Origin of the sequence: Nocardia sp. NBC_00403 (assembly GCF_036046055.1) — a bacterium.
In the GTDB taxonomy this organism is placed as follows: domain Bacteria; phylum Actinomycetota; class Actinomycetes; order Mycobacteriales; family Mycobacteriaceae; genus Nocardia.
This window is the reverse complement of the sequence record NZ_CP107939.1, coordinates 4,683,755-4,709,866: the sequence shown is the minus strand read 5'-3', so window position 1 is coordinate 4,709,866 and position 26,112 is coordinate 4,683,755. Positions and strand designations below refer to the sequence as shown.

Sequence of the window (26,112 nt, the reverse complement as noted above, 5' to 3'; positions counted from 1 at the left end):
AGGCGATCTGAATGGCGCGTATCGGGGTAATCAGCATTTCCGACGGTCGGCCCTATGTGCACGGGGGCATCGCCGAGTTCATCTCGGCGGCCGAGGACCGGCTCGTATCCGAGCTCACCACGGCCGGGCACGAGGTCATCCGGGGTTCCGAAACAATCAGCACCAATGCGCTCGCCGGGTCGGTGGCGCGCGAGGTGGGCTCCGCCGGGGTGGACCTGACGGTGCTGCACTACGCGGTCTGGGCGTTCCCGCATTTCACCATGTTGGCCGCGGGCGCCACCTCGGGCCCGCTGCTGCTGTTGTCCAATATCGACCCGGTCCAGCCGGGGATGGTCGGCATGCTGGCCGCGGGCGGGGCCTTGGACCAGATCGGTCGCGCACACACCCGACTGTGGGGTGATCCGACCGACCCGACGCTGATCGAGGCGATCGGCGTGCAGGCCACCGCTGCGGCCGCGGTGTCCAGCCTGCGCGGGGCGACCTTCGGGCGCTTCGGCGGGCGGCCGATGGGGATGAACACCGCGGTGGCCAATACCGATCAGTGGCAGCGACTGTTCGGCATCGACGTCGAGGAGATCGATCAGTGGGAGATCGTGCGACGCGCGGAACTCGCCGACGCGGGTGAGGCGAAGGCCGCGCGCGAATGGCTGGAGCGCCACACCGCAGGCGTGCACTACGACGGAGTGAAGCTGACGCCGGAACTGCTGGAGCGCCAGATCCGCTCGTATCTCGCCGTGCGCGAGCTGATCGACGAATGGCGGCTGGACTTTTCGGGGATCAAGGGACAACCCGAACTCACCCAGTACTTCGCCACCATGGATATCACCGAGGCATTTCTCAATGACCCATACGACTGGAACGGCCCCAAACAGCCGCACGTCTGTGCCACCGAGGCCGATATGGACGGCGCGCTGACCATGCAATTGCTCAAGCAGATAGCCGCGGGTCCGGTACTTTTCGCCGATGTGCGGCACTACCACGCCGACCGCGATATCTGGGATCTGTGCAATTCCGGTCAGCACGCCACCTGGTTCGCCGCTCGCAGCGACGACCCGGCCGAGAACCTGGCCAAGGTGCACCTGTACCCCGAGGTGTTCTTCTTCCCTGCGGGCGGGGCTTCGGTGCACCACCTCGCCGCGCCCGGTCGAATGACCCTCGCCCGCCTCACGCGCAACAACGGCGACTATCGAATGCAGTTGATGCTCGGCGAGTTCGAGAACTACGACGACGCCACCAACGAGGCCCTCATGAAGCAGTCCACCTGGGAATGGCCACATGCGTTCGCCCGCTTGGACGCAAAGGCCGAGGATTTCCTTTCCCGCTTCGGCGCCAACCACATTCATGCCATTCCCGGCGATCATCGCGCCACGGTCCGCGCTGCCTGCACACTCCTCGATATCACTCTCGACGAGTTCACCCGCTGAGCAGCCGTGGACCCGCGGGTACTCCCCCACGAGAGGCGGTAGCGCATGTATCTGGGGATCGATATCGGGACTTCCAGCTCCAAAGGGGTACTGGTGCAACGTGATGGCACGGTGATAGCCAGAGCCGAACGGGCACACGATGTTTCGTCGCCGCGCCCGGGTTGGTTCGAGCACGATGCCGAGGCCGTTTGGTGGGCCGACTTCGTCGCCATCACCCGCGAGCTGATGGACATCGCCCATCGCGTCTTCGGCAGCGACAGTCCCCCGGGCAGCCGGACCGGCGTGCACCTTCTCGATGCGCTGGCGGTCAGCGGGATCGGGCCGTGCCTGCTGCCGGCCGATGCCGACGGACGTCCACTGCGACCGGCCATTCTCTATGGCGTCGACACCAGGGCAACCGCCGAAATCGCGGAACTGAACACTGAATTCGGTGTGCAGGCGGTGCTGGAGCGGGCGGGCGCACCGCTGACGAGTCAAGCCGTCGGCCCGAAGCTGCGCTGGCTGGCCAGGCACGAACCCGACATTGCGAGCCGCACCGGCATGCTGCTTATGGCGAGTTCTTTTCTCGTGCATCGGCTTACCGGCCGATATGTGCTCGATCACCAATCCGCCAGCCAATGCGTTCCGATGTACGACCTGGGCAAACGCGAGTGGGCGGCCGATTGGGCCGAGGTGGTCGCACCGGGCCTGACGCTGCCGGAACTCGCCTGGCCCACCGAGATCGTCGGCCGGGTGTCCACCGCCGCGGCGGCCACCACCGGCCTGCCCGCAGGTTTACCCGTCACCACCGGCACCATCGACGCCTGGGCCGAAGCCGCCAGCGTCGGTGTCCGGGGCCCCGGCGATGCCATGATCATGTACGGCACCACCATGTTCCTGGTGCAGGCGCTCACCGACCCGCACCCGCACCCAGGCTTGTGGTGCACCTGCGGAACCTGGCCTGGCACTTACACTCTCGCCGCCGGCATGGCGACCTCGGGCGCGGTGACCGACTGGTTGCGCCGACTGCTCGGCGGTGATTTCGCCGACCTGGTCACCGCGGCCGCCGAGGTGCCCGCGGGCAGTCGTGGCCTGCTCGTGCTGCCCTACTTCGCGGGTGAACGCACGCCGTTGTTCGATCCGGACGCCAGGGGCGTCATCGCCGGCCTCACCCTCGGGCACGGCCGCGCCGAGCTGTACCGGGCGGCCATGGAAGGCATCGCCTACGGCGTACGGCACAACCTGGAGGCGATGGCCGAGGCGGGCGGGCAGGCGCGGCGTTTGGTCGCCGTCGGAGGCGGCACCAAGGGCGGGCTCTGGACGCAGATCGTCGCGGACGTGACCGGTCTTCCACAACAACTCCCGGCCGATACGGTCGGCGCCGCGCTCGGCGATGCGCTGCTCGCGGCGGAGGCCTCGGGCATCGACACCTCCGCGTGGAATCCCGTGATCGGCGTGGTCGAACCCGATCCGGACCGCCACACGACCTACACGTCCTACTACCGGCGCTACCGCGAGATGTATGAATCCACCGTGGACATCGCACACTTTCTCGCGGACGAGCAACACCGTGCCGTCCGCCACTCGTAGCACCACCGCATGCGCGAGGACACCATGCCGACACTGACGCTGACCCAACACAATTTCCAGAGCACCGTCGCAGGCCATCCCATTGTGCTTGTCGACTGGTGGGCAGGCTGGTGCGGGCCGTGCCGCCAATTCGCGCCGGTCTACGAGGCCTCTTCCGACCTGCATCCCGAAATCGTGCACGGCAAGGTCGACACCGAGTCCGAGCAAGCGCTGACCGCCTCGGCGAACGTCGACCGCTTCCCCACGCTGATGGGATTTCGCGAAGGGCTGCTGGTGTCCTCGCAGGCCGGCTTCCTGACTTCGGACGTGCTCGAAGAGGTGGTGCAACAGATCCGATGGCTGGATATGGATCAGTTCCGGGCCGCCGCCCACGCGGCGAGTCCCGCTGCCACCGCCGAGCGAATGGCAGGCCACCCGGCCGGGCCCGCCCGATACGGCTGGCCGGGTCTGTGACCGCGCCGGGGTCCGAGCTCTGGCGGCTCGATGCCGCACGCACCCGCTCGATCAGTGCGGAGAATCCGACCGGAGCACCCGGGGCGGGCGCTCGCGCGGTCGAGGGCACCGGAGCCGCCGCCGCCCGGCTGCTCGGCCCCGGCTGGAAGATTTCACCTTCGATCGAGCTCGCGATGGACGAAACCGCCACGCTCGCCGAGGTTTCCGGCCCCGGTGTGTTTCGACACCTGTGGCTGACCACCGCGCGCACCGTGCTTCGACAATTGATCCTGCGCATCTACTGGGACAACGCACCGGAGCCCGCGATCGAACTGCCGCTGGGCGACTTCTTCTGCAATGGCTGGGACGAGCTGGCACTGGTGAGTTCGGAGATGGTGGTCGTCGCGCCGGCGGGCGGACTGAACAGCTTCTGGCCCATGCCCTTTCGCGAGAGCGCCCGCATCACGCTGCACAACGGCAGCGATCGCTCGGTGCCGTTGTACTACCAGGCCACCTACTCCGAGGAAGACGTCCCGGACTCCGCGGGCTACCTGAATGCCCAATGGCGACACAGTAATCCGCTCGGCGACCCGGCCGTCCACCCGATCCTCGACACCGTGCCGGGACCCGGCCGTTACGTCGGCACCTACCTCGCCATCCAGCCCGGCGCGCCCGGCTGGTGGGGCGAAGGCGAACTCAAGTTCTACCTCGATGGAGACACCACCCACCCGACCCTCTGCGGCACCGGCACCGAGGACTACTTCGGCGGCGCCTGGAATTTCGATCTAGACGGCGGCTACCGCACCTACTCCACGCCCTACCTCGGTCTGCACCAAGTCCTACCTCCGAACGAGATCTACCAACCAGACCAGCAGTTCGGCATGTACCGCTGGCACGTGCGCGACCCGATCTGCTTCCACCGCGACCTGCGCGTCACTCTGCAGGCACTCGGCTGGCGCGACGACAAGACCTATCTCCCGCTCACGAACGCGCGTATTGCCAGCACTGCCCTGTGGTACCAGAGCCCTCGAACCACTCGAGCATCGAAGCAGTAGAGACCTCGACCCGAGGGCCGGTGTACTCGAGCGGCGGCTCCGGCCGGATTGCTATTCGACGTCGTCGATCGACAGATCGGGAATGTCCATCGCCAGCAGCTCGTCTGCTCGCGCGAGCGCCTGATCCATGCTGGATTGGATGTCGTCGAGGACACCGAAACCATCGAGCAGACTCTCCAGCTCACGCCGGGTGGTCTCGAGTTCCGCGATCGCGGGGTCGACGGGGAACCACGCGACGCCATCGCGCCACCAGGGGTTGCCGTCGATCCAGGCCCACATGACATCGCGAACCAGGGCGGCGTCGGGGGTGTACAGATGGCAGAGCTCGTCCGGCGCGCCCGCGCGGTGTTCGAGCTCGTAGACGCCGTCGGGCAGCAACCGCGTCTGGATGTAGTCGTTCTCGCCGCGGCTGACGACGATGAAGGGACATTCCGGATCGGACGGGGCACTGAGCAGGTCGTCGAGCAGTGGGTCCGTCAGCTGCGGCACCGTGGTCCCGTCGCCGGTGCGGACGTGCACGTCGGCGTGTGGGTCCGGGTCGTCGCTCACTCGCGACAGTCTGCCTCATGCCCGATATCGGCAGCCCGACTGGACCCGCGGAAACCGGATGCCCGAAATCCACCGAGCGACGGCAGATCGGGTGCAGAGTATTCCGAATGGCCAAGGTCGCGGGGGTGGACAGCTCCACCCAATCATGCAAGGTCGTTGTCTGCGACGCAGACACCGGCGAGATACTTGCGCAAGCGCACGCACCGCACCCGGCGGGCACGGAAGTGGCTGCCGAATCCTGGTGGAAGGCATTGTGCGCGGCCGGAGACGGCCTCATCGATGACGTCGACGCCATTGCCGTCGCCGGTCAACAGCACGGTCTCGTCGCGCTGGATTCCGATGGGCTGCCGATACGGGATGCGCTGCTGTGGAACGATATCCGCTCCGCGACCGCGGCCGAAGACCTGGTCGCCGAACTCGGCGGACCGCAGGCATGGGCCGACGCCGTCGGCAGTGTGCCGCTCGCCGCGTTCACCGTCGCGAAGCTGCGCTGGATGGCCGATCACGAGCCGGATCTGGCCGACCGGACGCACCGGATCATGCTTCCGCACGACTATCTGACCTGGCGGCTACGCGGCGCGCCGACCGCGCCCGGGAACGAGCCGACCACCGATCGAGGAGACGCCTCCGGCACCGGCTACTGGTCGCCTGCGGCACAGCGCTATCGCAACGACCTTCTCGCCCTCGCCTTCCGAGGCCGGACACCAGAACTTCCGCGCGTCGCAGGGGCCGCCGAGGCCGTCGGGCGCACGCCCGCCGGTGCGCTGATCGCAGCGGGCACCGGCGACAACGCGGGCGCGGCACTCGGATTGGGTATCGAGGAAGGCGACATCGTCGTCTCCCTCGGCACCAGCGGCACCGTCTACACCCGTTCAAGCCGTCCCAGTGCCGATGCCACCGGCGCGATCGCCGGATTCGCCGACGCCACCGGAGCTTTCCTCCCGCTGGTGTGCACGCTCAACGCCGCCCTGGTCCTCCGGTCCGCCGCCGAAATGCTCGGTGTCGACCGCACCGAACTGGAGAGACTTGCCCGACAGGCGCCGCAGGGAGCCGACGGCGTTGTACTGCTGCCCTACCTGTCCGGCGAACGCACACCGAACCTCCCACACGCCGCAGGCAGCCTGCACGGACTCCGACCGCATTCCATGCGACCGAGCACGATCGCCCGCGCGGCCTTCGAGGGAATGCTCTGCAATATGGCCGAAGCGCTCGACCACCTCCGCGCCTCCGGTGTCCCGGTCCGGCGCGTCCTGCTCATCGGCGGGGCCGCTCGCTCCGCCCTCGTCGCCGAGATCGCCGCCCAGATCTTCGGCGTCGCGATCACGGTTCCCGAACCCACCGAGTACGTCGCACTCGGCGCCGCCCGTCAGGCGGCCTGGGCGCTCAGCGGCACGGCGCACGTCCCGCGCTGGCCGGCGCGCACTATCGCCGAGATTGCCGCACCCGACGACGGCGGCGCGGCCGGGGCCCTTATCCGTGCGAAGTATCAGCGAGCCCGAGAAGCCGTATACCGCCGGTGAGCCATTCGCGCGACGAGAGCTTGCGAAACAATTCTTCCGATACGGCCGATAATCCGGCAAACGGTGCCGAATTGCACATAATGACAGACCCGGACAGTTGCGAGAATGTGGGTTCGACATGACATCCCCCGCAGGCCACGCCAGTCGACTGATCGTCTATGTACCAGGACTCACCGAAAAGCCCGGTTCGGTAAACGACCTTTTCGCTCGGCTGCGATCCGAGCCGGGATACGGCCTGGACGAGACGATCTACTGGCAGTTCCCGGACCCGGTACGACGATTCACGCGCGGCAGTATGGCCGGTCGCTGCCGAGATCTGGCCGATCGCATCGATGCGTATTGGACGGGACCACGCCGTGCGCCGGAAATAGTTCTCATCGGGCACAGCATGGGCGGCGTCATGCTGCGCTACGCCTATCTGCAGGCGCTGTGCGGGCTCGACGGTTCCAGCCTGCGGTGGGCACAGGCGGTCACGCGCATTGTGCTGCTCGCCGCGCCGAATCGCGGTCTCGATATCAATCGGCAGCCGTGGTGGCGGCGGTGGCCGCTGAAACTGTTCGCACCGCTGCTGCGCATGTTCACGGCGATCGAACTGATCACCGGCTCGCCGTTCATCACCAACCTGCGCATCCAATGGATCCGCGAAGTCGCCGCACTCGCCGGCAAAGCGCCGATGGTGGTGCAGGTGCGCGGACGCAACGACGCCGCCGTCCGCTCCGAGGACAGCCGCGATCTCGAGGCGCTCCCGACCGGCGTGCAGCGGGCATTGCCGCTGGCCACCCATGCCGACATCATTGCCACCGACAACGTCCGTGAGGACTATCCCGGGCAGCGCTACGACATGCTGCGCTGGGCCATCACCGAATCCGTCGAGCCGACCTCGCCGAGTTCGGTGCCCGCCGACGAGGCGGCAAAGACGTCGATCGTGTTCGCGCTGCACGGCATCCGGTCCGGCAACGGTGAATGGCCCGCCGATCTGGAGACCCAGCTCACCACCGGCGAAAGCGACATGCTGGTGGTGACACCGTCGTACGGGCGAGTGTCGGCATACGACTTCGCGCTCCCGCTCACTCGCCGCCGCAGCTTGCGCTGGTTCGCCGACCAATACAGCTTCTATTTAGCGCGTCACCCCGGCAAGCCGTTCCATTTCGTCGGCCACAGCAACGGCACCTACCTGTTCGGCCAATCGCTGAACCAAATACCCGCACTTCGATTCCAGCACGTCCTACTCGCGGGCAGCGTCCTGCCGCGCGAATTCGACTGGGTCCGCTGCGCGGACAGCGGTCAGGTCCAGTCTTTCGTCAATGTCTGTGCGAGCCAGGACAAGCCGGTCGGCTGGCTGTGCAGCGCCCTGCGCGGTGTGGGCATGCGCGACGTCGGAGTCGGCGGGTTCACCGGATTCGATGCCGTACCGCCCGGCGCCCGCCAGGTGCGCTACATCAAGGGCGGCCACGGTGCGGCCCTGGTGGCAGCCCGGCTTCCCGGAGTCGCGGCCTTCGTCCGAACCGGACAGATCCCTGGCGAAACCGACCTTGTCACCCCCACGCAATCCTTCGGCCTGATGTCTCGTTTCGCACCGACCCTCACCTGGGCCCTGGCGGCCGTTCTCCTAGGCATCGGCTGGCTCGCCGTATCGATGGTCGGTCTGGTCGCCGGTGCGGCGATCGTCGCCGGCCTGCTCATCGCCGTCTACGCCGCATTGAAAGTCGCATAGTCCGCAGAGCGCGGCATACGTCGGGATACCCCGCGTCCGGTTCGTCCGAGGAGCAATGACTATCGGCCGGCGGAGGGCGTGGTCCTTCCTGCCTCCTCATCTCGGCAGGGCACGCGCTGATCGCGCTGGGTGAACCTGTCACCGATCCGGCGGCGGTGACAGCAGCACGGCGTCACCGGCGATGATCGGCTACAGCGCAGATCCGCTCGTGTGCCGCCGTCAAGGGGACGGCGGCCTGCCGGATTGCCGCTACCGAGTCGGCGCCCGACGCGGCGGTATTCCGCGACCGGACACCTGAATCGGGTAGGTGCCGCCGGGTGATCGGAGGCCGATCGCTCAGTGCGCCCAGGATTGCGGGCTACGGCGGACCGGTGGCGACCCATTTGCCATGGCCTCGAGGTCCTCCAGGAAGATCTCGATGCTGTCCGACACCACGTGCGTCGAATTGAGCTGCAGGCGCACCCGTTCTTCGGTGCGTTCCAGGACCGTCGCGGACAGATCGGTGGTCAGGTCGCGGATCAGCTGAGTGCGCATCTGCTCGATCTGGTCGTTGCCCTGCTTGCGGACCCTGGTGACCTCGCTGTCGGCGATTCTCCGCATATGAGCGACGATTCGTTCGGCGTCGACGCGTGCGTCTTCGCGGAGCTGGTCCAGCTCGATCTGTGCCTCCGCCAGCGCGTTGGCGTAGGCCATCTTGGCCTCGGCGAGCCGCACCGCCGTCTGTTCGCTCTGGTCGATCTGTTTCTGAATGGTGCCCTGCGACTTGACCATCATCGACTTGACCGGTGGCAGCACCCATTTCACGATGACGAACACGATGCAGCCGAAGGCGCAGAGCTGGCTGATGAATACCGGCCACTGGATCGTGATGTGATAGGGGCCCGATGCGACGGTCCCGTCGGCGAGGATACCGCTGGTGACGATCATGACTACTCGCCCGTCCTACCTGTTACCTGCGCTTGTTCGGTCAACGACGCCGAGCACTCGGTCGGCCAATGTCTCAGCAAGCGGTTCGACAGTTTCGCGCAGTTCCGAGGCGACCCGGTCCGCCTGCGCCTGTAGTTCCGTCGCGGCCTCCTCGACAATCCGGTCAGCCTCCTGCTGTGCTTCACCCCGCAGTTGCTCGAGAATGGCCCGGCCCTCGGCGCGGGCCCGATTTCTGATCTCGACGACTTCACTGCGCGCTTCGGCGATCGCCGACTTGTATCGAGCCTCGGCGTCAGCGAACAGCTCCTTGGCCTCTTTCTCGTCCGACGCGGTTTGGGCGACTCTGGCTTCACGTTCGGTGAGCACCGCCCTGATCGGCGGAACCACGAACATCCACATGACACCGAGCACGATTATGAAGATCAACAACTCGACGAGGAAGGTCCCGTTGGGGATAAGGAAATTGCCGTCGGCAACCACATCCGTTCGTGGAGCCATGCTCTTTTACTTACCGGGAGTCGCGAAGACGAACAGCGCCATGAACGCCAGATTGATGAAGTACGCCGCTTCGACCAGACCCACCGTCAGGAAGAAGTTGCCGCGCAACCTGCTCTCGGCCTCCGGCTGCCGCGCAACCCCATTGATCAACGCGGCACCCGCGAGCCCGTCACCGATACCCGCACCGATGGCACCGCCACCCATGATGATGCCGCCACCGATAAGCGCGCCCTGAATGATGGCTGCCGTTGTTGCGTCTGCCATTTCACTTCCTGTTCTCTAGCCCAGTGCTCGATCGGCGGCGCCGATCAGTGGTGTTCGTTCTCCAGCGACATCGACTGGCTGAAGTAAAGGACGGTCAGCAGCGAGAAGATAAATGCCTGGATGAGTCCGACGAAGAGGTCGAACAGCTTCCACACGGCATTCGGTCCCCAGCTGATCCAGAATGGGAACAGCGTGATCACCGAGATCATCACGCCGCCTGCGAACATATTTCCGAACAATCGCAGCGACAGTGAGAGAGGTTTGGCGACCTCCTCGATGATGTTGATGAAAACCATTGGGCCCCAACCTGTGTGCCCCTTGAGCAACTGCTTGACGTGCCCGAACGGGCCGCGCCGCACGACCCCGGCCCCTTGGTAGAAGATAAACACGAACAACGCCAGCGCGTAGACGTAATTGACGTCCGAGGCGGGCGGTGCGATGAATTCGCCCGCGCCGTATTGCACCGGTAGTACCGACAGCCAGTTCGACAGCAGGATGAAGACGAACAGCGTGACCGCCAACGGCAGCGCGAACGGCGCGACCTTCATACCGATCGCGCTCTCCACCTGGTTGCGCATCTGGACGGTCACGGTCTCGAAGAACAGCTGTACGCCATTGGGCACACCGGAAGTCAGCTTGATCCGCAGGTAGAACGCCAGCGCGAGAACAATGATCGCGGCGACGCTCGTCGACACTATGGTGTCGACGTCGAAGGCCATGCCCCACAGATGTGAGACCGCGTGTTCGCCGACCTTGATTTTCGAATCCGATGGAGCGTCGCCCTCGGCAAGGACTTGCCGCACCGGGTGAGCAATCGAAGCAGGTTGGATCGTCATGACAGCTGGCGAATCCCCTTCAGTTCGGGCACGACGGTACAGAGGACCAGAATTACTTGAAAAATGGCGATGCCGAAGAAGATTCCGATACCACTAGGTCGTGCCAGGAAAGCGACGGCGATCGAAACGGCTGTGATGCCGAACAATCGGACTGCCGAGGAGACCAGCAGTCGCTGCTTCTTCGGCGACTCCGAATCTGCAACCCGATTGACGGCCGTTCGGGTGAGATGAGCATTCAGCCAACCCAAACCCATTCCGGCGCAGACGAACAGACCCAACAACAATCGATCGAGGGGGCCGGCGGCGGACATCGTGAGCGCGCCGATGAGGGCTGCGACAATGGTCGCGCGGCGCATTCGGAGTGTATTCAGATCCAATTCGACACCGCCCTGGCCATCGTCCCACCTCGTAGTGAGTCGTGATGAATCGATAGCATACACACGGGCAACACGGCTGCGGGGCAAGGTTTTTGATCTTACTCGAATCGATTTACCGGTTCGGACAACAGATTTGATCTTGATCAGTGCTATATGTCCAGTCCAGCAACGATTTTGGCTGCATCCAAGCCATCGCAGACCACGCCTCACAACCCTTCATATATCAAGGGTTGTTAAAGTCACTATCAACCGATGTTCAAATACGTTGGGCTGTACCCGGTTTCGCCGAGTCGCGCAGTAGCGGAGATCACCGAGGAGTATCTCGACAGACACCAAGAGCAGTTAAAGGAAATGTCAAAGACGATTCAAATCTGTTCGACAGCAGAGTATTTGGAAGCGTGGTCCGCCAGGTAGGGTCACGCTCGATGCCGGTCTCTCGAGTTCGAGTGACCGAGCACACCCGGCGCGCGCCACGGCTGCTGCGCGACGGGAGTCACGAACCTGGGCCCAAGCCGACAATCGCCCCGGACTGGATCGCCGCGACCGGCACCGACACGGTCGACATCGCCAACATGGAACATCGCGACCTGCCGAAGGATTGGCAGTAGAACAATCAAGAATCGGCGCGAGTAACCGTGGAGCGGATACTGACCGAGCTACGGGCGGGACGCGATCCAGGTCGCCCTGGCTTCGTCGGACACGCCTACAGCGAGATCCATGAAGCATGGCTTGATCGCAACCCGAACGCAGAAGAGGAGCAGTGGCGATTGTTCCCGATTTGTCCGAGTACCAGAAATCGCTCGATCGGGATGTCTACCACGAAGGGCTGGCCCTGATCGACGTACGGCTCCAGGGCCTGGGGAGACAATAACTTCGTTCGCTGTGCGGTGGGCTCGCAACGATGTGGCGGTCCCGCCAGGTATTGCACAGACATTCAAAACCGGCAGACAGGAGATGCCGGTGCCGGACCAGGTGGCCCGACACCGACATCTCCTGCCGTGCCAGAGCTGAGACTGCGGTGTCTGCGCAGCACAGCCCCAGTGCGGCTAGCTCAACAGCTTGGCCTTCAGCGCCGCGACAGTCGCCTCGTCGGCACCGAGCCCGTCGCTGAGGAAGCTCTCGAACGAGCCGTAGGACTGCCGCACCTCATCGAACGCCGCGTCCAGGAAGTCGCGCTGCACGCCGACAATGGGCTCCCACAACGAGCGATCGGTGACCAGCCCCTGTGCTACCAGCGCATCCAGCAGCGCCTTGTTGCCCGCGGCCAGATTGTCGTTGGACTCCAGGAAGTCGTTGTAGATCTGCCCCTTCGGGACATCGAGTGCGCTCATCAGGATCGCGGTCATCCAGCCGGTGCGATCCTTGCCCGCGGTGCAGTGATAGAGCACCCCGCCCGGCGCGGTGGCGATGTCCTTGAAAGCCGCGGCGAACTGAGCCCGCGCGCTCGGGTTCGTGACGAACCAGCGGTAGTAGGTCCGCATGATTTCGGCGCCCTTGCCGTCACCGAGCGCTTCCTGCTGTGCCGCCGGTCCGGCCTGGATCAGCCGCGACACCATGACGAAGAAGTCGTTGGCCGGATCGTAGACGGGCTGCTCGGTGCGGCGAATCGATGCAGGCAGGTGGTCGGGATCGCGGCCGGCCTCGACGGGGCTGCGGAAGTCGATCACCTGACCGATCTTCAGCGACACCAGTTTCTGCTGCTCGCCGTCATCCAGTTTGGCCAGTGCATCGGTGCGGAAGACGACACCGGAGCGCAGCTTGCCGCCACCCTTGGCCGGGTAGCCGCCGATGTCCCTGGCATTGGGCGCGTGCGGGAGGCCGAGCGAGCGGTCGTGCTGGCCGGGCGACTGCAGCATCGGGGCCGCTGCGGCCGGAGCCGACAGCACCGGGACCGCGGTGGCCGGGAAAATGCCGACCAACGTGGCGGCCGTTGCCACCAGGGCACCGCGTAAGGCGCGCGAGAGTGTCACGAGGGGTGTTCCTTTCCACAATGAGCCGGCGAGAATGGTTCCGGCCCAAGCTCTACTGCGCGGACGCGAGCAGCGTCACGGTGCCTGCGGCGCCATCGACACGGACAAGCTGACCGTCGGACAGGCTGGTGGTGGCGGTCTTGGTGTCCACCACGCACGGGATGCCGAATTCGCGGGCCACAATCGCGGCATGCGAGGCCGAGCCGCCGATATCGGTGATCACCGCGGCGGCGTAGGCGAACATCGCGGTATGCCCGGTGTCGGTTACCGAGGCCACCAGGATGTCGCCGGGTTCGATGTCGTCGTCCAGCGACAGCACCAGTTTCACCCGGCCCTCCACCACACCCGCGCACACCCCGATACCGGTCAGGCTCTCGTCGGTGCCGAGCGCACCGGCGTCCGCGGCCGGTTCCCAGTGTCCGGCAATGACATCCGGCATGCGCAAGCCCTGCAGTCTGATGCGTTCGGCGCGCCTGCGCGCGACCTTCTCGGCGACATCGAACGGGGGGCAGAAGATTTCGTCCAGCGTCAGGTAGCAGGCGTCGTCGGTCTCGCGCAGTCGCCCGGCGCGGACGAGGCGGGCCGCGCGCTCGCGCACCGCCAGTCGCAAGCAGTGGGTGATCCGCACAACACCGTCGCGGGCGCGTTCCCGCGCGACGGTGGCACCCGCCGCCATCTTCGCAGTGCGGCTCGGTGCAGCATCGACGGGCTCGCGTTTGGGCGCAGGCAATTGCGCCGCTCGCGCCGCCGCACTCACCAGCAGGGCAGGCCGGTCACCGAAGGTCGGGTTGATCAGCTCGCATTCACCGGGACCGCGGTGCCCGATCTTCGCGAGTTCCGCATCGAGAGCGGCGGCGAAAGCAGGCGAATTCGCCCGTGCCACCGCGATGTCCCCGGCTCGGGCCGCCTCGTAGAGGTCGGCATCGTCACGGCACAGCTGCGCGAGCCGTTCGACCGCGAGCATGGGCTTCGCCGACTCCAGGCGGTTCAGATCGATGGGCACCTCGCCCGCGTCCTTGCCTCGGGCATGCACGGCAGTGGCGGCGCCGGTCATCATCACCCCGATCGAGGCGGCCTGCCAGGCTTGATGCAGCCGGTCACGCCACAGCAAAGCGCGCACATGCAGTTGCTCGTCGGTCAGTTCGCGAATCTCGTCGGCACTCAACGCCTCCGCGTGCGAAGCCGCATTGATCACTTCCGCGGATTTCCGGAAGTGGGTCGCGGTGGTCAGGACACGGGAGGTTGCCCGCAAGGTCGCCACGGTGCTCGCGAAGCCGGTGGGCATCGGCGGCTTGCCGTGCGGCTGCAGGGCGATCTCGGCGGGGATATTGCCGTAGGCGTCGCGGCGGATGCTCTCCTCGTCCCAGCCCGGCATATTCTCGGCGGCGAGCACACCGATCGAGGCGTTGATGTAGACATGATGACCGAGCACGGTGGTGACGCGACTCGTCCAGTGCTCCAAGGCGATTCCATCGAGGGCGATCATGGTGCCCATGGCCTCGTTGGCGAGACGGATCGCGCCCGCGTGCAGGTCGATCGTCAGCGGGGTCATCGGGCCGGGTAGCGCTTCGGAGGTGTTGGTCGCGGTGTGCACCGGGTAGCGCTCGTCGACCCGATCGTCGAACTCGCCCTCGAGACCCTCGGGTGCGACATTCGCCAGCCGATGGTTGTCCGAGGTCGCGGCACGCGACGGAATGACGTGTGACGGCAGGGGAATCGCCCCGCGCCGGGTGCGGAATCCACCGCCGTCGGGCTTGCGGCCGACCATTCCGCGCACCAGGTCGGCCATGACCTCGCGAGCCGTCCAGCCGCAGCGGAATCCCCACTGTTCCTGTGCCACAGTCGGATCGAGCAGCTGCCGACGGGCCGACCAGCCCGGCACCCACGCGGAGTAGCGCACGCCCGCCGCGCGCATCATGCCGCGCACCTCGTCTTTCGTGACGACACCGGAGGCGGCGAGCTCGACGATCTCCAGACCCTCGACCCGCTCGCGGTTGGGCAGGGTGGTGGCGGCGACGACCAGGAACCGATCCAGGTCGTCGCTGTGCAGCACTTGGAATCCGTCGTCGGATCGCGAGCCGAGAATCGGCTCGAGTGCCCTTCGGGTCTCGTGGCCGATCCGGCGACCGGCCACCGGCGCGGTGCGTATCAGCAGCCCGTCGGCACCCGATGTCCGCAGGATGGTCGCCACCTCATGCTCCGACATCCGCGCCGAACGCGCACCCGCGACCACCGGAATCACCACGCGCGCATCAGCTTTGCGTGCTGCGGCAGCGATCTCGGGCACCCCGGAGTCGGCCAGATGCACAATGCCGGCACATCCGTCGACCGCTCGGGCGCAGACTCCGGCATCGGCAGGATCACCCGCGATGAACTGCACCCGGGGATCGACGTGGCGATGCCACCGGCGGTCCAGGCCGACCACTTCGTGCCCGGCGGCCAACAGCATGCGCGCCACCGCGCGACCGCTCGGCTCGGTGATTCCGGTGACCAGGACCCGCATCGATATCCTCTCCTCGTCGGCGTCGGGATACACAACGTGACGCCGTTCACACACCATCACCAGTGCGCCGTCGGAGGACCGGATTCAGTCCCACTGACCGGGAGGACCGAGTCGGCTACCGAGATGGCCGATACCGTCGCCCACCCTGCGGCCGGAAATGTCGGTCCCATGACGGTCCGGAATTCGGTGGCGCCGCGCGCCGCCGCCGAGGTGAGCCACTACGACATCGAGACCGACGTGCTGGTCGTCGGCTACGGCTGTGCCGGTGCGGCAGCCGCGTTCGAGGCGGCGCACACCGGCGCTGATGTGCTGGTGCTCGACCGGGCGGGTGGTGCGGGCGGGGCGTCGGCCATGTCCGGTGGTGAGATCTACCTCGGCGGCGGCACCCCGATCCAGCAGGCCTGTGGATTCGACGACAGCCCCGAGCAGATGGCGGCCTTCCTGCTTGCCGCGCTCGGACCGGGCGCGGACGAGCAGAAGATCGCGCACTACTGCGAGCACAGCGTGGCGCACTTCCACTGGCTGGTCGATCGTGGCGTGCCGTTCAAGCCGAGTCTGTGGGATTCGCCCGCGTGGGTGCCGCCCACCGACGACGGGCTGATGTGGCTCGGCGAGAACAGTTGGCCGTTCACCGAGATTGCGACCCCGGCACCGCGTGGCCACCGGCCGACGGCCAACGACTTCGGTGGCAGGCTGCTGATGGACACCCTCGTCGACGCAGCCGAATCCGCAGGCGCGACAGCGCAATACGACACCTACGTGACCAATCTGATTATCGGCGCGGACGGCGGCGTCGTCGGTGCGGTCGCGCGCCGCTACGGCAAAGAGCTCACCATCCGGGCTCGGCGCGGATGCGTGCTGACCACAGGTGGTTTCGTCGACAACGACGGCATGCTCGCCGCCAACGCGCCGCGCTTGCTCGGGCACACCAAGGTCAGCGCGGGCACCGACGACGGCAGCGGCATCCGGCTGGCGCAGGCCGCGGGCGCTGTGGTTCGGCACATGGCGGCCGGGCAGGTCGGCATCTCACTCGTTCCCGCCTTCGCCGCGCGCGGCATGATCGTCAACGAGCACGGCAGCCGGTTCATCAACGAAGACACCTATCCCGGTCGCATCGGCCAGGCGGCACTGTTCCGGCAGGACATGAAGGTGTGGGTGGTGCTCGACGAGCAGGGCTACGACGAGGTACCGGAGCGGGAACGCTGGGGCGTTCGTCCGACCCATGTCGCCGAATCGGCGGCCGAGCTGGACGAGCTACTAGGCCTGGCACCGGGCGCGCTGGCCGCCCAGATCCAGCGATACAACGACTTCGCCGCACGCGGCGCAGATCCCGATTTCCACAAGTCCGAACGCTGGCTGCGTCCACTCACCGCGCCGCTGGCCGCGATCAAGGTCAAAGCCGGCGTGCGCCCACCGTCGGAATCGGGCAACCGCCGCGGCACGGGCGCCTCCGTGTTCACCCTCGGCGGCCTGCACACCACCATCGACGGCCAGGTGCTCGATATCGACGGCGCACCCATCCCCGGCCTGTTCGCCGCGGGCCGCGCGAGCTCCGGACTGCACGGCGAGGGCTACATCAGCGGTACCTCCCTCGGCGACGGCACCTTCTTCGGCCGCAAAGCCGGGACGGCTGCCGCCGCGAACATCTGACCGGCCGACACGGTTCCGATCACCGGGACTGTCGCCGTTGCACCGCCCCGGACGCACATAGCGTCAGAGCATGGCGCTTTTCGCGCCGCAGCCCAGAACCACAGGAGGACACCCGTCATGACCAATAAGGTGCTCGATCGGGTCCGGGATCTGCTTCCGGCGATCCGGGAGCGAGCCGCGGACACCGACGCCCAGCGGCGCGTTCCCGTGGCGAGCATCAGTGAGCTGACCGAGGCCGGGGTGTTCCGGATGCTGCAGCCATCGCGGTTCGGCGGCGACGAGGTCTCGCCCGTCGCGTTCTACGAGGTCATTCGTGCGATCGCCTCCGCGTGCCCGTCCACCGGGTGGGTCTCCTCGGTGCTCGGCGTGCATCCGTGGCAGCTCGCGCTGTTCCCGTTGCAGGCGCAGGAAGAGGTGTGGGGCGCCGATTCCGACACCCTGATCTCGTCGTCCTATGCCCCGACCGGGCGGCTCACTCCCGTCGAGGGCGGCTACGAGGTCAGCGGCCGGTGGAGCTTCTCCTCCGGATGCGACCACGCGCAATGGGCCTTCCTCGGCGCGCTCGCGCCGGACGAGAACGGCAATCCCCGTGACTATTTGACGATTCTGGTGCCGCGCGCGGACTACCTGATCGACGATGTGTGGCATGTGGTCGGCCTGTCCGGCACCGGCAGCAACGACATCGTGATCGAGAAGGCGTTCGTGCCGCACCACCGCGCCTACAGCGCCACCGAGCAGTCCCAGCTGCGCGGACCCGGTCAAGATGCCAATCCCGCTGCGCTGTACAAGATTCCGTTCGCCGGGGTGTTCTCCAACACGATCACCGCGCCGATCATCGGCGCCGCACAGGGCGCCTACCAGGCGCACATCGAGATGATGCGGGAGCGGGTGCGGCTGTCCTACGGCGGGCAGAAGGTCGCCGAAGACGGTTTCGCGCATGTGCGGGTCGCCCGCGCCGGCTCCGAGATCGACGCCGCGATTCTGCAGATGGAGCGCAATATCTCCGAGCAATTGCGCTATGCCGAAGCGGGCGAGGAGATTCCGGACGAGGTCCGCCTGCGTACCCGTCGCGACCAGGTGCGCGGCACCGAACGCGCAATCGCGGCGATCGAGCTGCTGTTCGATAATTCCGGCGGCCATTCGATTCGCAAACCCAATACGATCGAACGGCATTGGCGTGACGCCCATGCGGGCAGCGTGCACGTGATCAACGATGTGGAGCGCGCTTTGGCAATGTTCGGCCGCGGCGAGTTCGGGCTGCCGGTCGAAGATCGGATGGTGTGATGCTCAGCGCCGAGGCGACCAGTCGCCACATCACCGTCGACGGGCTGAAACTCCGCTACCACGAGGCTGGTTCGGGTCCGCCGCTGGTGCTGTTGCACGGCTCTGGACCCGGCGTGTCCGGGTGGGCGAACTTCGGCGGCAACCTGCCCGTCCTCGCCGAGCACTTCCGCTGCCTGATCCTGGATCAGCCCGGCTTCGGCGCCAGCGAGCGACCGGAGGTGTACGAGCGGAACTATCTGCGCATTTCCGCCGATGCGGTGATCGGACTGCTGGATCAGCTGGAGTTGCCTCGGGTGCATCTGCTCGGCAATTCCATGGGCGGTGCGGTAGCCACCCTGATAGCGCTCGAGCATCCCGATCGCGTCGAGCGCGTCGTCCTGATGGCCCCCGGCGGCGTCGGGGTCAATGTGCTCGGCCCCGAGCCGTCCGAGGGGATTCGGCGACTGCTGGACTTCACCGCGGATCCCACCCGCGAGCGGGTGTTGAGCTGGCTACGCACCATGGTGTTCGACGAGGCGGTGCTCACCGACGAACTCGTCGACGACCGGCTCGTCGCGGCCTCGGCTCCCGCCGCGATCGCGGCCATCAGAGACGCCTACATCACCTTCGCGAACCCCGCGTTCGCCGAACCGCTGCCGCTGTGGGCACGGCTGCGGAACTTGCGGCACGAGGTGCTGATGCTGTGGGGCCGCGACGACCGGGTCACCCCGGTCGAGGGTGCGCTGCTGCCGTCCCGGCAGCTGCCCAACGCCGACCTGCGGCTGTTCGGCCGGTGCGGGCACTGGGTCCAGATCGAGCGGAAAAATGCGTTCGAGCGCGCGGTCGTCGACTTCCTGAATGCGGGTCTGTAGGCAGCCGTCACCAGCGACGACAGCCGCCATACCGATGCCGCGGCGCCGCGGTGAACACCATCGGCGCCGCGGCTTCGGCCGTTTATTCGCAAGCTGTGTCCGACGGTTTCGGGTTACAGTCGGCCGGTGACGTGGACCGCTCCTGACATCGATCGAAGCAAGACGCCACTTATCGCCGATGAGCGTCCGATGCTGCGGGCGTGGCTCGATTTCCATCGTCGGACGCTGCTGCTCAAGTGCGCGGGACTCAATCCCGAGCAGCTCAAACAGCGATGTGTCGCACCGTCCTCGCTGTCGTTGCTCGGCCTGGTCCGGCACATGAGCGAGGTGGAACGCGGATGGTTCCGCGCCGGCGCGGGTGGCGAAGCGCTGGACTACCTCTACTGCAGCACGGACAATCCCGACGGCGACTTCGACGACATCCTCGAGGCCGACGCCGCCGCCGATTTCGCGGCTTACCGCCGTGAAGTCGAACTGGCCGATGCCGCCGTCGCCGACCTGCCGCTCGATCACACGTTCATCCATCCCCGGCGCCCGGCCGAGTACAGCCTGCGCTGGGTCTACGTGCACATGATCGAGGAATACGCCCGCCACAACGGCCACGCCGACTTCCTGCGCGAGCGCATCGACGGCGTCACCGGCGACTGACCGCGCCGATTCACTTCGGATTCTGACTGACCCAGCCCGCGATCTGCGTTCGGGAGGTGAACCCGAGCTTGGTGAGAATATGGTCGACGTGGCTCTCGGCGGTGCGGATCGAGATAACGAGCTCGCTCGCGATGCCCTTGTTGCTATAACCTGCGGCGATCAATTGCGCCACATCCCGCTCCCGTCGGGTGAGCACATCGGCGGCAACGGCCTTCGCCGGCGCGGCGGCCGGTTTGGTCTCGGTGCCCAACGCGTAGTCGATGGCTTCGTCCAGCCCGAGCGCGGCGCCCGCATCGAAGGCGGTGCGGAACTCCTTGTCCCCCATCGCGACACGCACTTGCTGCTGGACCTTGTCCCCGACCGCCTGGGTCATCGCATGTGCGAGCCGCTGGGTACTGCCGTACCGCACCGTCGACGCCGCGCCCATCAGCCTGGCCGCGCGGATCCGATCACCGTCGGCGGCGGCGACCCAGGCCAGTCCGTCGAAGCCCGATGCGGTCCATACGCATCGGTCGAAGAGCCGGAACAGCTCGACCGCACGGCGCAGCGCACCGATCGCCTTGTCCTGGTTGCCTTTACGCCATTGATCCGTCCCCACCGCCCAGTACCCGAGGCCCCCGAGCAGGTGCGAACCGTGCTCGGCGGTCTCGGCGAGAAAGCGCTCCGCGATGGCACCGGCGCGGGCATCTTCGAGCACCAGCGCGCAGACATAGGCGAACGCGAGACTTTCCATCTCCGCACCATGATGCGCGCATTCGCGGGCCCGATCCGCGGCCGATTCCGCGATGTCGAGAGCACGGCGCGGATCGGCATCGGTGAACGCCAGCAGCGCCGAGAGCAGCGTGGCCTCCACCAGCACCTCGACCGCATCCAATTCCGTGCCGATCTCGACGCATTCGTCGACGAACCGCCTCGCCTCGGCGGTGTCCGAGAGCATGGCGGCGATGACCGACGCCGCCGCCAGTGCTCGAGCCCGATCGGTGGTGTGTTCCAGGTCCTTGTCCAGCGCGTCACGCAGCCAGCGATAGCCCTCGAGCAGGAACCGGTAGTGCTCCCAGAACGGTCGCAGTTCGGTGGCGATCTGCAGCCCGCGATGCGCGCCGTCCCGGTCGGCCAACGAGAATTGCAGTGCCGCACGCATATTGGCGTGTTCGCGGGTCACGTCACGGAACCAGATAACGTCCTGGCTGCCCCAGTAATCGGTGCGTCCGCGTCGAGCGACCCGATAGTAGTAGTCGCAGTGCCTGATCCGGACGGTGCGCTCGTCACCGTGCGCCCTCAGCCGGGCCAGCGCGAATTGCCGCAGCGGCTCGAGCATGGTGTACCGGCCGGTGCCATCGCTGTCGTGCCGGTGGCTGAGCACCGACTTCTCCACCAATCCGGTGAGTGCATCCAGCAGCGCGTCCTGCGGATCGACCAGGCACACCGACTCGGCGGCCTCCAGGTCGAAGCCACCGGCGAACACCGAGAGTTGCTCCCACAGGCGCTGCTCATCGGTTGTGCACAGGTCGTAGCTCCACCGAATCGCGGCTTCCAGGGTTTGCTGCCGTTCCGGCGCGGTGCGCAGCCCAGTGGTGAGCAAGCGCATCGCATCGTCGAGCCGCGCGAGCACCTGGTCGGGCGTGAACATTCGCAAACGCAGCGCTGCCAGCTCCAGGGCGAGCGGGATCCCCTCCAACCGACGACAGATCGCCGCGAGCGCGCCGCGATTGGCGTCGGTCACCCGGAAGTCCGGATTGGCCGCCGTGGCCCGTTCGATGAGCAACCGCAACGCCTCGCTGTCGACGGAGCCGGCCTCGACAGCCATATCGGAGTCTTCGTCCAGGTCAGGCACCGGCAGCGGAGCCACCGGCATCACCTGTTCCCCGGAGACACCGAGCGGCTCTCTGCTCGTCGCGAGAATTCGCACCTCGGCTGTGGCCGGAATCAGCCGATCGACCAGCGCCGCGCACGCATCGATGAGGTGCTCACAATTGTCGAGAATCAGCAGCAGGCTCTTGTCGGCCAGGAACTCCGTCAACCCGGCCAGCGGCACCCTTGTGTCATCGCGCAACCCGAGCGCCTGCGCGACGCTGAATGCCACCAGTTCCCCGTCGTTGACGTGCGCCACCTCGACCAGCCACACCCCGTCCGGGAACGCGCGCCGCACTGCCTCCCCGACCCGCCTGCTCAGCCGCGTCTTGCCCACCCCGCCCGGCCCGGTCAGCGTGAGCAGCCGCGTGCTGGCCAGCAGCTTCCTGGCCGCGGCAACCTCCGCGCCCCGACCGACGAAGCTCGTCACCTCAGCGGGGAGGTTCCCTGACACGTGCCGCACCACGCTGGATACCTTCGCACGAGCGCCGCCGATATCGGGCATTTTGCCCAAGATGTCGCATACTCGCGACGAGCCTGCGGGGCGTGCGCTCGTGGACTCGGTGGTAGCGGACGGGGTCGAGACAGCCTTCCCCGCCCCTCGACCGCTACTTCATGCGCCCCCGCTCGAGGATGTTGACAGCGCGGACAACGGCCGCAAAGGTCGCCTCGAGCACGGAAGCGCTTCTTCCGCAGGACCATTCGGTTCCGCCGTCGGCGCGGTACTCGAGGTAGGTGATGGCCGTGCCGTCATTACCGGACCCGATGGACTGCTGGGTCAGGTTCAGCACCTCGACCCGATGTCCGATGCGGGCAAGCGCCTCCGTGAGAGCCTCGACCGGGCCGGTGCCGCGATGTTCGGTCCGGTGGGTGACATCGCCGGCGGTCAGGATGAACTCGGTGCTCGTGTCGGGACCGTCGCCGCGGGTACGCCACTGCTTCAGGCCTACCGGACTCGGGTCTATCGCGTCGAGGTAGCTCGCCTCGAACAGGTCATAGAGTTCGGCGGCGGTGACTTCCCGGCCGGTGTCGTCGGTGTGCGCCTGCACCTGTCTCGCGAAGTCGATCTGCAGACGACGGGGCAGATCCAAGCCGTATTCGGTGAGCAGCAGGTAGGCGATGCCGCCCTTGCCGGATTGCGAATTGACCCGGATCACGGCGTCGTAGCTGCGGCCGATGTCGGCCGGATCGATGGGCAGATAAGGGACCTGCCACTCGAGTTCCCGCTCCGGGATGCCGGCGGCGTTCGCCCGCGCGCGATGCTCGGCCATCCCCTTCTTGATCGCGTCCTGATGCGTGCCGGAGAACGCAGTGTGCACGAGATCACCCACGTACGGATGCCGTTCATGGACGGACATCCGGGTGCAGTACTCGACCGTGCGCCGAATCTCATCGATATCGGAGAAGTCGATCATCGGATCCACCCCCTGGGCGTGCAGATTCAACGCCAGCGTGGCGATGTCGACATTGCCGGTGCGCTCGCCGTTGCCGAAGACGCAGCCTTCGACGCGTTGCGCGCCGGCCAGCAAGGCCAGTTCGGCGCAGGCGATTCCGGTGCCGCGGTCGTTGTGCGGGTGCACCGAAAGGATGACGCCCTCGCGCCGCGCCAGATTCCGGTGCATGTACTCGATCTGGTCGGCATACACGTTGGGAGTCGCAACCTCCACTGTCGCAGGCAGATTCAGGACCACCGGCCGCTGTGGGGTCGCCTCCCACAGCGCCGTCATGCGGTCACAGATATCGAGCACGAAGTCGGGTTCGGTCAGGTTGAACACCTCGGGCGAGAACTGGAAGCGCACATTCGGCATGTCGCCCGCGAACGCGAGCACGTCGCGTCCGCCTGCCAGGATCAACTCCCGCAGTTCGTCACGGTCCTTGCCCAACACCATGTTTCGCCAGGTCGGCGCGGTTGCGGTGTACATATGAACGACCACATCGTTGCGGATGCCGCGAACCGATTCGACGGTGCGCTCGATCAGATCTCTTCGGGCGGGGGTGAATACGACGATCGCGACATCCGCCGGTGCGATATCGGTATCCGCGATCAACCGGACGAAGTCGAAATCGGTCTGCGATGCGGAGGGATAGCCGACCTCGATCTCCTTGTAGCCCATCGCGACCATCAGTTCGAAGAAGCGCCGCTTGCGGGCCGGATCCATCGGTTCGGCCAGGGCCTGGTTGCCGTCGCGCAGGTCGACAGGCACCCACAGTGGCGCATGGGCGAGTCGCGCATTCGGCCAATCACGGTGCGTGAATGGCACATCCACGCGATCGTAGACCGTGCGATAGCGGTGCGACGGCATCTGGGAATGCCGCTGCCGATTCCACACCGGGGCGGTGGCGGGCACGTCACCGGCTGGTGTCGCAATGGTGGGGAAAACGCGGATACTCATGTCGGGTCTGCTTCCTGGCCGTCGGCCATCACAAAAGGAGTGACCGGCCACGACAAAGCCCCACGGCGGGGGGCCGGTCGTTCAGGCCCCGCCGTGGCGGCTAAGGAGAAGCATGGTGCGCGTCATGATGGCTAGACTATACACAACTCCTCAGACAAGTAGAGAGGTTGCGATGGTTCCTCGAAGCACACGGGCGGACGGAGATCCGGGTGCGCCGCAGCGTCGGACCCCCGATCATCCGGCCGCTATGCAGGTGCGACGTCATCCGTTGGCGGCTCAGGCCGCCGAACTGTTGCTGGCGCGCATCCGCGACGGCGAATGGCCGCTCGGTCACCGGCTACCCGGGGAAACCACCCTCGCCGCCCAACTCGGCGTCGGCCGGTCGACACTTCGTGAGGCCATCCGAGAGCTCGCGGGCAAGGGGTTACTCGACAGCCGCCAAGGCGCGGGCGTCTTCGTCACGGCACTCGATGTCACCGAGGACTGGGACGTCGTACTGCGCCGCGCCACCATCGTCTCGGTGATCGAGGCCCGCATCGCCATCGAGGCCGAGGCCGCCGCGCTGGCCGCGCAACGCCGCACCCCCGCCGATCTGCGCGCGATCCGGCGTGCGCTCGCCGCGCGGGAGACCCGCGGCGAGCCGATCCCCGAGCATGTGGACGCCGATATGGCCTTCCACCGCACCGTGATCCTCGCCGCACACAATGACGTGCTCACCCAGCTTTTCGATACCTTCCTGCCCCGGCTGCGCATGGCGATGATCGACATGCTGAAGATCCGCCCGGTTCCCTCCGAACCGGCCGACCACGACGCCCACATTCGGCTCACCGATGCGATCGCACACCGAAACCCCACGGCCGCAGCGGAATTCAGCCGCTCCCACCTATCGACATTGAAGGAAGCGTTCACGTGACCCGCACACCCGTGCTCGAACTGGCAGACGTGACATTCCGCCGCGAGGGCAAACAAATCATCGACGGCATCTCGCTCACCGTGCGCGCGGGCGAGCACTGGGCCCTGCTCGGCCCGAACGGCGCGGGCAAGAGCACCCTGCTCGGTTTCTGCGGCGCGGTCACCTTCCCGACCACCGGCACCGTCCGCGTGTTCGGGGAGCAACTCGGCCGGGTCGAACTGGCGCGCCTGCGCCATGCCATCGGTCACGTCAATCCGCGCCACCCACTGCAGTATCCGCTGACGATCCGTCAGGTTGTACTGACCGGTATCACCGCAACCATCAATACTCCGATGCGCTGGACCCCGACCGCTGACGAACTGCGCCGTGCCGACGCCATGATCGACACCGTCGGTCTCAAAGGCAAAGCCGACGACACCTGGCCCACCCTGTCCCAGGGCGAACGCGGCTGGTTCTACAGGTCATCTACGACATCACTTACAGGTGGATCTGTCGTTGGCGGCGTTGTTCAAGGTCGGTCACAAAGGGTCCTGTTCTCGACGAGCTCGGTCAACAACACGGCGCGGGTGCCGAGTTCGCTAGCCTCCCAACGCTCTTGCCACGTCTGCCCTGGATGCTGCACAAGGTAGTCGCACAGCAGCCGAAACCCACGGTCGCGCACATCGTGGCGCTTGTCGGGACTGGCCCGAAACCGACGGGCTACCTCGTAGAGCGCGGCTGCCGATGCGTTGTCCAAATCGCCGTGCCGATACAGGCGCCGAGGCACAGGAGGTGCCGCGACAACGGAGGGCCTGACAAATCTCGTGGATCGCGGCGCAGCGGCCTCGCGCCGGAGCCTTGCCGGGCGAAGCGCTCGACGATCCGCTCCTACTCCGAGGCGGTCC

At 66.5% G+C, this 26,112-nt stretch carries 22 protein-coding genes and 1 pseudogene; 13 read left to right on the top strand and 10 right to left on the bottom strand.

Annotation, left to right across the window (positions count from 1 at the left end):
• The first annotated feature begins 11 nt into the window (after nucleotides 1-11).
• The 4 genes from OHQ90_RS20875 to OHQ90_RS20860 are packed head-to-tail and all read left to right on the top strand — an operon-like array spanning nucleotide 12 to nucleotide 4,480.
• Nucleotides 12-1,424 (top strand): L-fucose/L-arabinose isomerase family protein, encoded by a 1,413-nt coding sequence (locus OHQ90_RS20875; protein WP_328399946.1) that lies wholly within the window; start codon nucleotides 12-14, stop codon nucleotides 1,422-1,424.
• A 45-nt stretch (nucleotides 1,425-1,469) separates the two neighbouring features.
• Nucleotides 1,470-2,993 carry an FGGY-family carbohydrate kinase gene (locus OHQ90_RS20870; RefSeq protein WP_328399945.1) on the top strand — a complete coding sequence of 508 codons (1,524 nt, stop codon included), beginning with the start codon at nucleotides 1,470-1,472 and terminating at the stop codon, nucleotides 2,991-2,993.
• 9 nt (nucleotides 2,994-3,002) lie between these two features.
• Entirely contained in the window at nucleotides 3,003-3,446 is a 444-nt protein-coding gene (locus tag OHQ90_RS20865; RefSeq protein ID WP_442941147.1) for a thioredoxin family protein, read from the top strand.
• Nucleotides 3,443-4,480, top strand: coding sequence for a glycoside hydrolase family 172 protein (locus OHQ90_RS20860; protein WP_328399943.1), 1,038 nt, complete (start codon nucleotides 3,443-3,445; stop codon nucleotides 4,478-4,480). Before OHQ90_RS20865 ends, OHQ90_RS20860 begins: the two co-directional genes overlap by 4 nt.
• A 51-nt stretch (nucleotides 4,481-4,531) precedes the next feature.
• Here OHQ90_RS20860 and OHQ90_RS20855 read toward each other — a convergent pair whose 3' ends face one another.
• Nucleotides 4,532-5,029 carry a hypothetical protein gene (locus OHQ90_RS20855; protein ID WP_328399941.1) on the bottom strand — a complete coding sequence of 166 codons (498 nt, stop codon included), beginning with the start codon at nucleotides 5,027-5,029 and terminating at the stop codon, nucleotides 4,532-4,534.
• 107 nt (nucleotides 5,030-5,136) lie between these two features.
• On the opposite strand from OHQ90_RS20855, the gene xylB reads away from it, so the two are divergent.
• Together xylB and OHQ90_RS20845 are read left to right on the top strand one after the other, a co-directional pair.
• Complete coding sequence (xylB, locus tag OHQ90_RS20850; RefSeq protein WP_328399939.1) at nucleotides 5,137-6,549, top strand: xylulokinase; 1,413 nt, start codon at nucleotides 5,137-5,139, stop codon at nucleotides 6,547-6,549.
• A 118-nt stretch (nucleotides 6,550-6,667) separates the two neighbouring features.
• Complete coding sequence (locus OHQ90_RS20845) at nucleotides 6,668-8,263, top strand: alpha/beta fold hydrolase (RefSeq protein WP_328399937.1); 1,596 nt, start codon at nucleotides 6,668-6,670, stop codon at nucleotides 8,261-8,263.
• Between the two features lie 336 nt (nucleotides 8,264-8,599).
• Here OHQ90_RS20845 and OHQ90_RS20840 read toward each other — a convergent pair whose 3' ends face one another.
• The 5 genes from OHQ90_RS20840 to OHQ90_RS20820 all read right to left on the bottom strand — a co-directional run bounded on the left by OHQ90_RS20840 (nucleotide 8,600) and on the right by OHQ90_RS20820 (nucleotide 11,144).
• Nucleotides 8,600-9,190, bottom strand: coding sequence for a F0F1 ATP synthase subunit B family protein (locus tag OHQ90_RS20840; RefSeq protein ID WP_328399935.1), 591 nt, complete (start codon nucleotides 9,188-9,190; stop codon nucleotides 8,600-8,602).
• 15 nt (nucleotides 9,191-9,205) lie between these two features.
• Nucleotides 9,206-9,688 (bottom strand): F0F1 ATP synthase subunit B, encoded by a 483-nt coding sequence (locus OHQ90_RS20835; RefSeq protein ID WP_328399933.1) that lies wholly within the window; start codon nucleotides 9,686-9,688, stop codon nucleotides 9,206-9,208.
• A gap of 6 nt (nucleotides 9,689-9,694) precedes the next feature.
• On the bottom strand, nucleotides 9,695-9,952 hold the full coding sequence (locus tag OHQ90_RS20830) for a F0F1 ATP synthase subunit C (RefSeq protein WP_328399931.1): 258 nt from the start codon (nucleotides 9,950-9,952) through the stop codon (nucleotides 9,695-9,697).
• A gap of 44 nt (nucleotides 9,953-9,996) precedes the next feature.
• Nucleotides 9,997-10,671, bottom strand: coding sequence for a F0F1 ATP synthase subunit A (gene atpB, locus OHQ90_RS20825; RefSeq protein WP_328412975.1), 675 nt, complete (start codon nucleotides 10,669-10,671; stop codon nucleotides 9,997-9,999).
• A gap of 113 nt (nucleotides 10,672-10,784) precedes the next feature.
• Entirely contained in the window at nucleotides 10,785-11,144 is a 360-nt protein-coding gene (locus OHQ90_RS20820; RefSeq protein WP_328399929.1) for a hypothetical protein, read from the bottom strand.
• Between the two features lie 446 nt (nucleotides 11,145-11,590).
• Between OHQ90_RS20820 and OHQ90_RS20815 the strand changes: the two genes are divergently transcribed.
• Nucleotides 11,591-11,773 (top strand): hypothetical protein, encoded by a 183-nt coding sequence (locus tag OHQ90_RS20815; RefSeq protein ID WP_328399927.1) that lies wholly within the window; start codon nucleotides 11,591-11,593, stop codon nucleotides 11,771-11,773.
• Between the two features lie 438 nt (nucleotides 11,774-12,211).
• Here OHQ90_RS20815 and OHQ90_RS20810 read toward each other — a convergent pair whose 3' ends face one another.
• Both OHQ90_RS20810 and OHQ90_RS20805 read right to left on the bottom strand, forming a co-directional pair.
• Nucleotides 12,212-13,135, bottom strand: a complete 924-nt coding sequence (locus OHQ90_RS20810; protein ID WP_328399926.1) for a tyrosine-protein phosphatase — start codon at nucleotides 13,133-13,135, stop codon at nucleotides 12,212-12,214.
• Between the two features lie 52 nt (nucleotides 13,136-13,187).
• Nucleotides 13,188-15,638, bottom strand: coding sequence for a PEP-utilizing enzyme (locus OHQ90_RS20805; RefSeq protein WP_328399925.1), 2,451 nt, complete (start codon nucleotides 15,636-15,638; stop codon nucleotides 13,188-13,190).
• 168 nt (nucleotides 15,639-15,806) lie between these two features.
• On the opposite strand from OHQ90_RS20805, the gene OHQ90_RS20800 reads away from it, so the two are divergent.
• The 4 genes from OHQ90_RS20800 (at nucleotide 15,807) to OHQ90_RS20785 (ending at nucleotide 20,071) form a co-directional block, all read left to right on the top strand.
• Nucleotides 15,807-17,288, top strand: a complete 1,482-nt coding sequence (locus tag OHQ90_RS20800; protein WP_328412973.1) for an FAD-dependent oxidoreductase — start codon at nucleotides 15,807-15,809, stop codon at nucleotides 17,286-17,288.
• 117 nt (nucleotides 17,289-17,405) lie between these two features.
• Nucleotides 17,406-18,572 carry a 3-hydroxy-9,10-secoandrosta-1,3,5(10)-triene-9,17-dione monooxygenase oxygenase subunit gene (hsaA, locus tag OHQ90_RS20795; protein ID WP_328399924.1) on the top strand — a complete coding sequence of 389 codons (1,167 nt, stop codon included), beginning with the start codon at nucleotides 17,406-17,408 and terminating at the stop codon, nucleotides 18,570-18,572.
• The gene (locus OHQ90_RS20790) at nucleotides 18,572-19,423 is read left to right on the top strand and encodes an alpha/beta fold hydrolase (protein WP_328399922.1); all 852 of its coding nucleotides are present in this window, start codon (nucleotides 18,572-18,574) and stop codon (nucleotides 19,421-19,423) included. The genes hsaA and OHQ90_RS20790 overlap by 1 nt, the downstream gene beginning before the upstream one ends.
• Nucleotides 19,424-19,549: 126 nt before the next feature.
• Nucleotides 19,550-20,071, top strand: coding sequence for a DinB family protein (locus OHQ90_RS20785; protein WP_328399920.1), 522 nt, complete (start codon nucleotides 19,550-19,552; stop codon nucleotides 20,069-20,071).
• A gap of 10 nt (nucleotides 20,072-20,081) precedes the next feature.
• Here OHQ90_RS20785 and OHQ90_RS20780 read toward each other — a convergent pair whose 3' ends face one another.
• Nucleotides 20,082-22,427: a helix-turn-helix transcriptional regulator gene (locus tag OHQ90_RS20780; RefSeq protein WP_328399918.1), complete on the bottom strand. Its 2,346-nt coding sequence runs from the start codon at nucleotides 22,425-22,427 to the stop codon at nucleotides 20,082-20,084.
• Nucleotides 22,428-22,530: 103 nt separating this feature from the next.
• Nucleotides 22,531-24,315, bottom strand: a complete 1,785-nt coding sequence (locus OHQ90_RS20775; protein ID WP_328399916.1) for a 2-isopropylmalate synthase — start codon at nucleotides 24,313-24,315, stop codon at nucleotides 22,531-22,533.
• Between the two features lie 247 nt (nucleotides 24,316-24,562).
• Between OHQ90_RS20775 and OHQ90_RS20770 the strand changes: the two genes are divergently transcribed.
• Both OHQ90_RS20770 and OHQ90_RS20765 read left to right on the top strand, forming a co-directional pair.
• Nucleotides 24,563-25,228, top strand: coding sequence for a FadR/GntR family transcriptional regulator (locus OHQ90_RS20770; RefSeq protein WP_328412971.1), 666 nt, complete (start codon nucleotides 24,563-24,565; stop codon nucleotides 25,226-25,228).
• A pseudogene (locus OHQ90_RS20765) lies at nucleotides 25,225-25,677 on the top strand (ATP-binding cassette domain-containing protein); the annotation flags it as partial. The gene OHQ90_RS20770 and the pseudogene OHQ90_RS20765, both read left to right, overlap by 4 nt.
• Nucleotides 25,678-26,112: the final 435 nt, after the last annotated feature.

Excerpts from the sequence above, each read along its gene's own strand:
- xylB (WP_328399939.1), top strand. The coding sequence starts at position 5,137 with ATGGCCAAGGTCGCGGGGGTGGACAGCTCCACCCAATCATGCAAGGTC.
- OHQ90_RS20870 (WP_328399945.1), top strand. The coding sequence starts at position 1,470 with ATGTATCTGGGGATCGATATCGGGACTTCCAGCTCCAAAGGGGTACTG.
- hsaA (WP_328399924.1), top strand. The coding sequence starts at position 17,406 with ATGACCAATAAGGTGCTCGATCGGGTCCGGGATCTGCTTCCGGCGATC.
- OHQ90_RS20835 (WP_328399933.1), bottom strand. The coding sequence starts at position 9,688 with ATGGCTCCACGAACGGATGTGGTTGCCGACGGCAATTTCCTTATCCCC.
- OHQ90_RS20790 (WP_328399922.1), top strand. The coding sequence starts at position 18,572 with ATGCTCAGCGCCGAGGCGACCAGTCGCCACATCACCGTCGACGGGCTG.
- OHQ90_RS20865 (WP_442941147.1), top strand. The coding sequence starts at position 3,003 with ATGCGCGAGGACACCATGCCGACACTGACGCTGACCCAACACAATTTC.
- OHQ90_RS20830 (WP_328399931.1), bottom strand. The coding sequence starts at position 9,952 with ATGGCAGACGCAACAACGGCAGCCATCATTCAGGGCGCGCTTATCGGT.
- OHQ90_RS20820 (WP_328399929.1), bottom strand. The coding sequence starts at position 11,144 with ATGCGCCGCGCGACCATTGTCGCAGCCCTCATCGGCGCGCTCACGATG.
- OHQ90_RS20780 (WP_328399918.1), bottom strand. The coding sequence starts at position 22,427 with ATGCCCGATATCGGCGGCGCTCGTGCGAAGGTATCCAGCGTGGTGCGG.
- OHQ90_RS20805 (WP_328399925.1), bottom strand. The coding sequence starts at position 15,638 with ATGCGGGTCCTGGTCACCGGAATCACCGAGCCGAGCGGTCGCGCGGTG.
- OHQ90_RS20770 (WP_328412971.1), top strand. The coding sequence starts at position 24,563 with ATGCAGGTGCGACGTCATCCGTTGGCGGCTCAGGCCGCCGAACTGTTG.
- OHQ90_RS20875 (WP_328399946.1), top strand. The coding sequence starts at position 12 with ATGGCGCGTATCGGGGTAATCAGCATTTCCGACGGTCGGCCCTATGTG.
- OHQ90_RS20815 (WP_328399927.1), top strand. The coding sequence starts at position 11,591 with ATGCCGGTCTCTCGAGTTCGAGTGACCGAGCACACCCGGCGCGCGCCA.
- OHQ90_RS20845 (WP_328399937.1), top strand. The coding sequence starts at position 6,668 with ATGACATCCCCCGCAGGCCACGCCAGTCGACTGATCGTCTATGTACCA.
- OHQ90_RS20800 (WP_328412973.1), top strand. The coding sequence starts at position 15,807 with ATGACGGTCCGGAATTCGGTGGCGCCGCGCGCCGCCGCCGAGGTGAGC.
- OHQ90_RS20840 (WP_328399935.1), bottom strand. The coding sequence starts at position 9,190 with ATGATCGTCACCAGCGGTATCCTCGCCGACGGGACCGTCGCATCGGGC.
- OHQ90_RS20775 (WP_328399916.1), bottom strand. The coding sequence starts at position 24,315 with ATGAGTATCCGCGTTTTCCCCACCATTGCGACACCAGCCGGTGACGTG.
- atpB (WP_328412975.1), bottom strand. The coding sequence starts at position 10,671 with ATGGCCTTCGACGTCGACACCATAGTGTCGACGAGCGTCGCCGCGATC.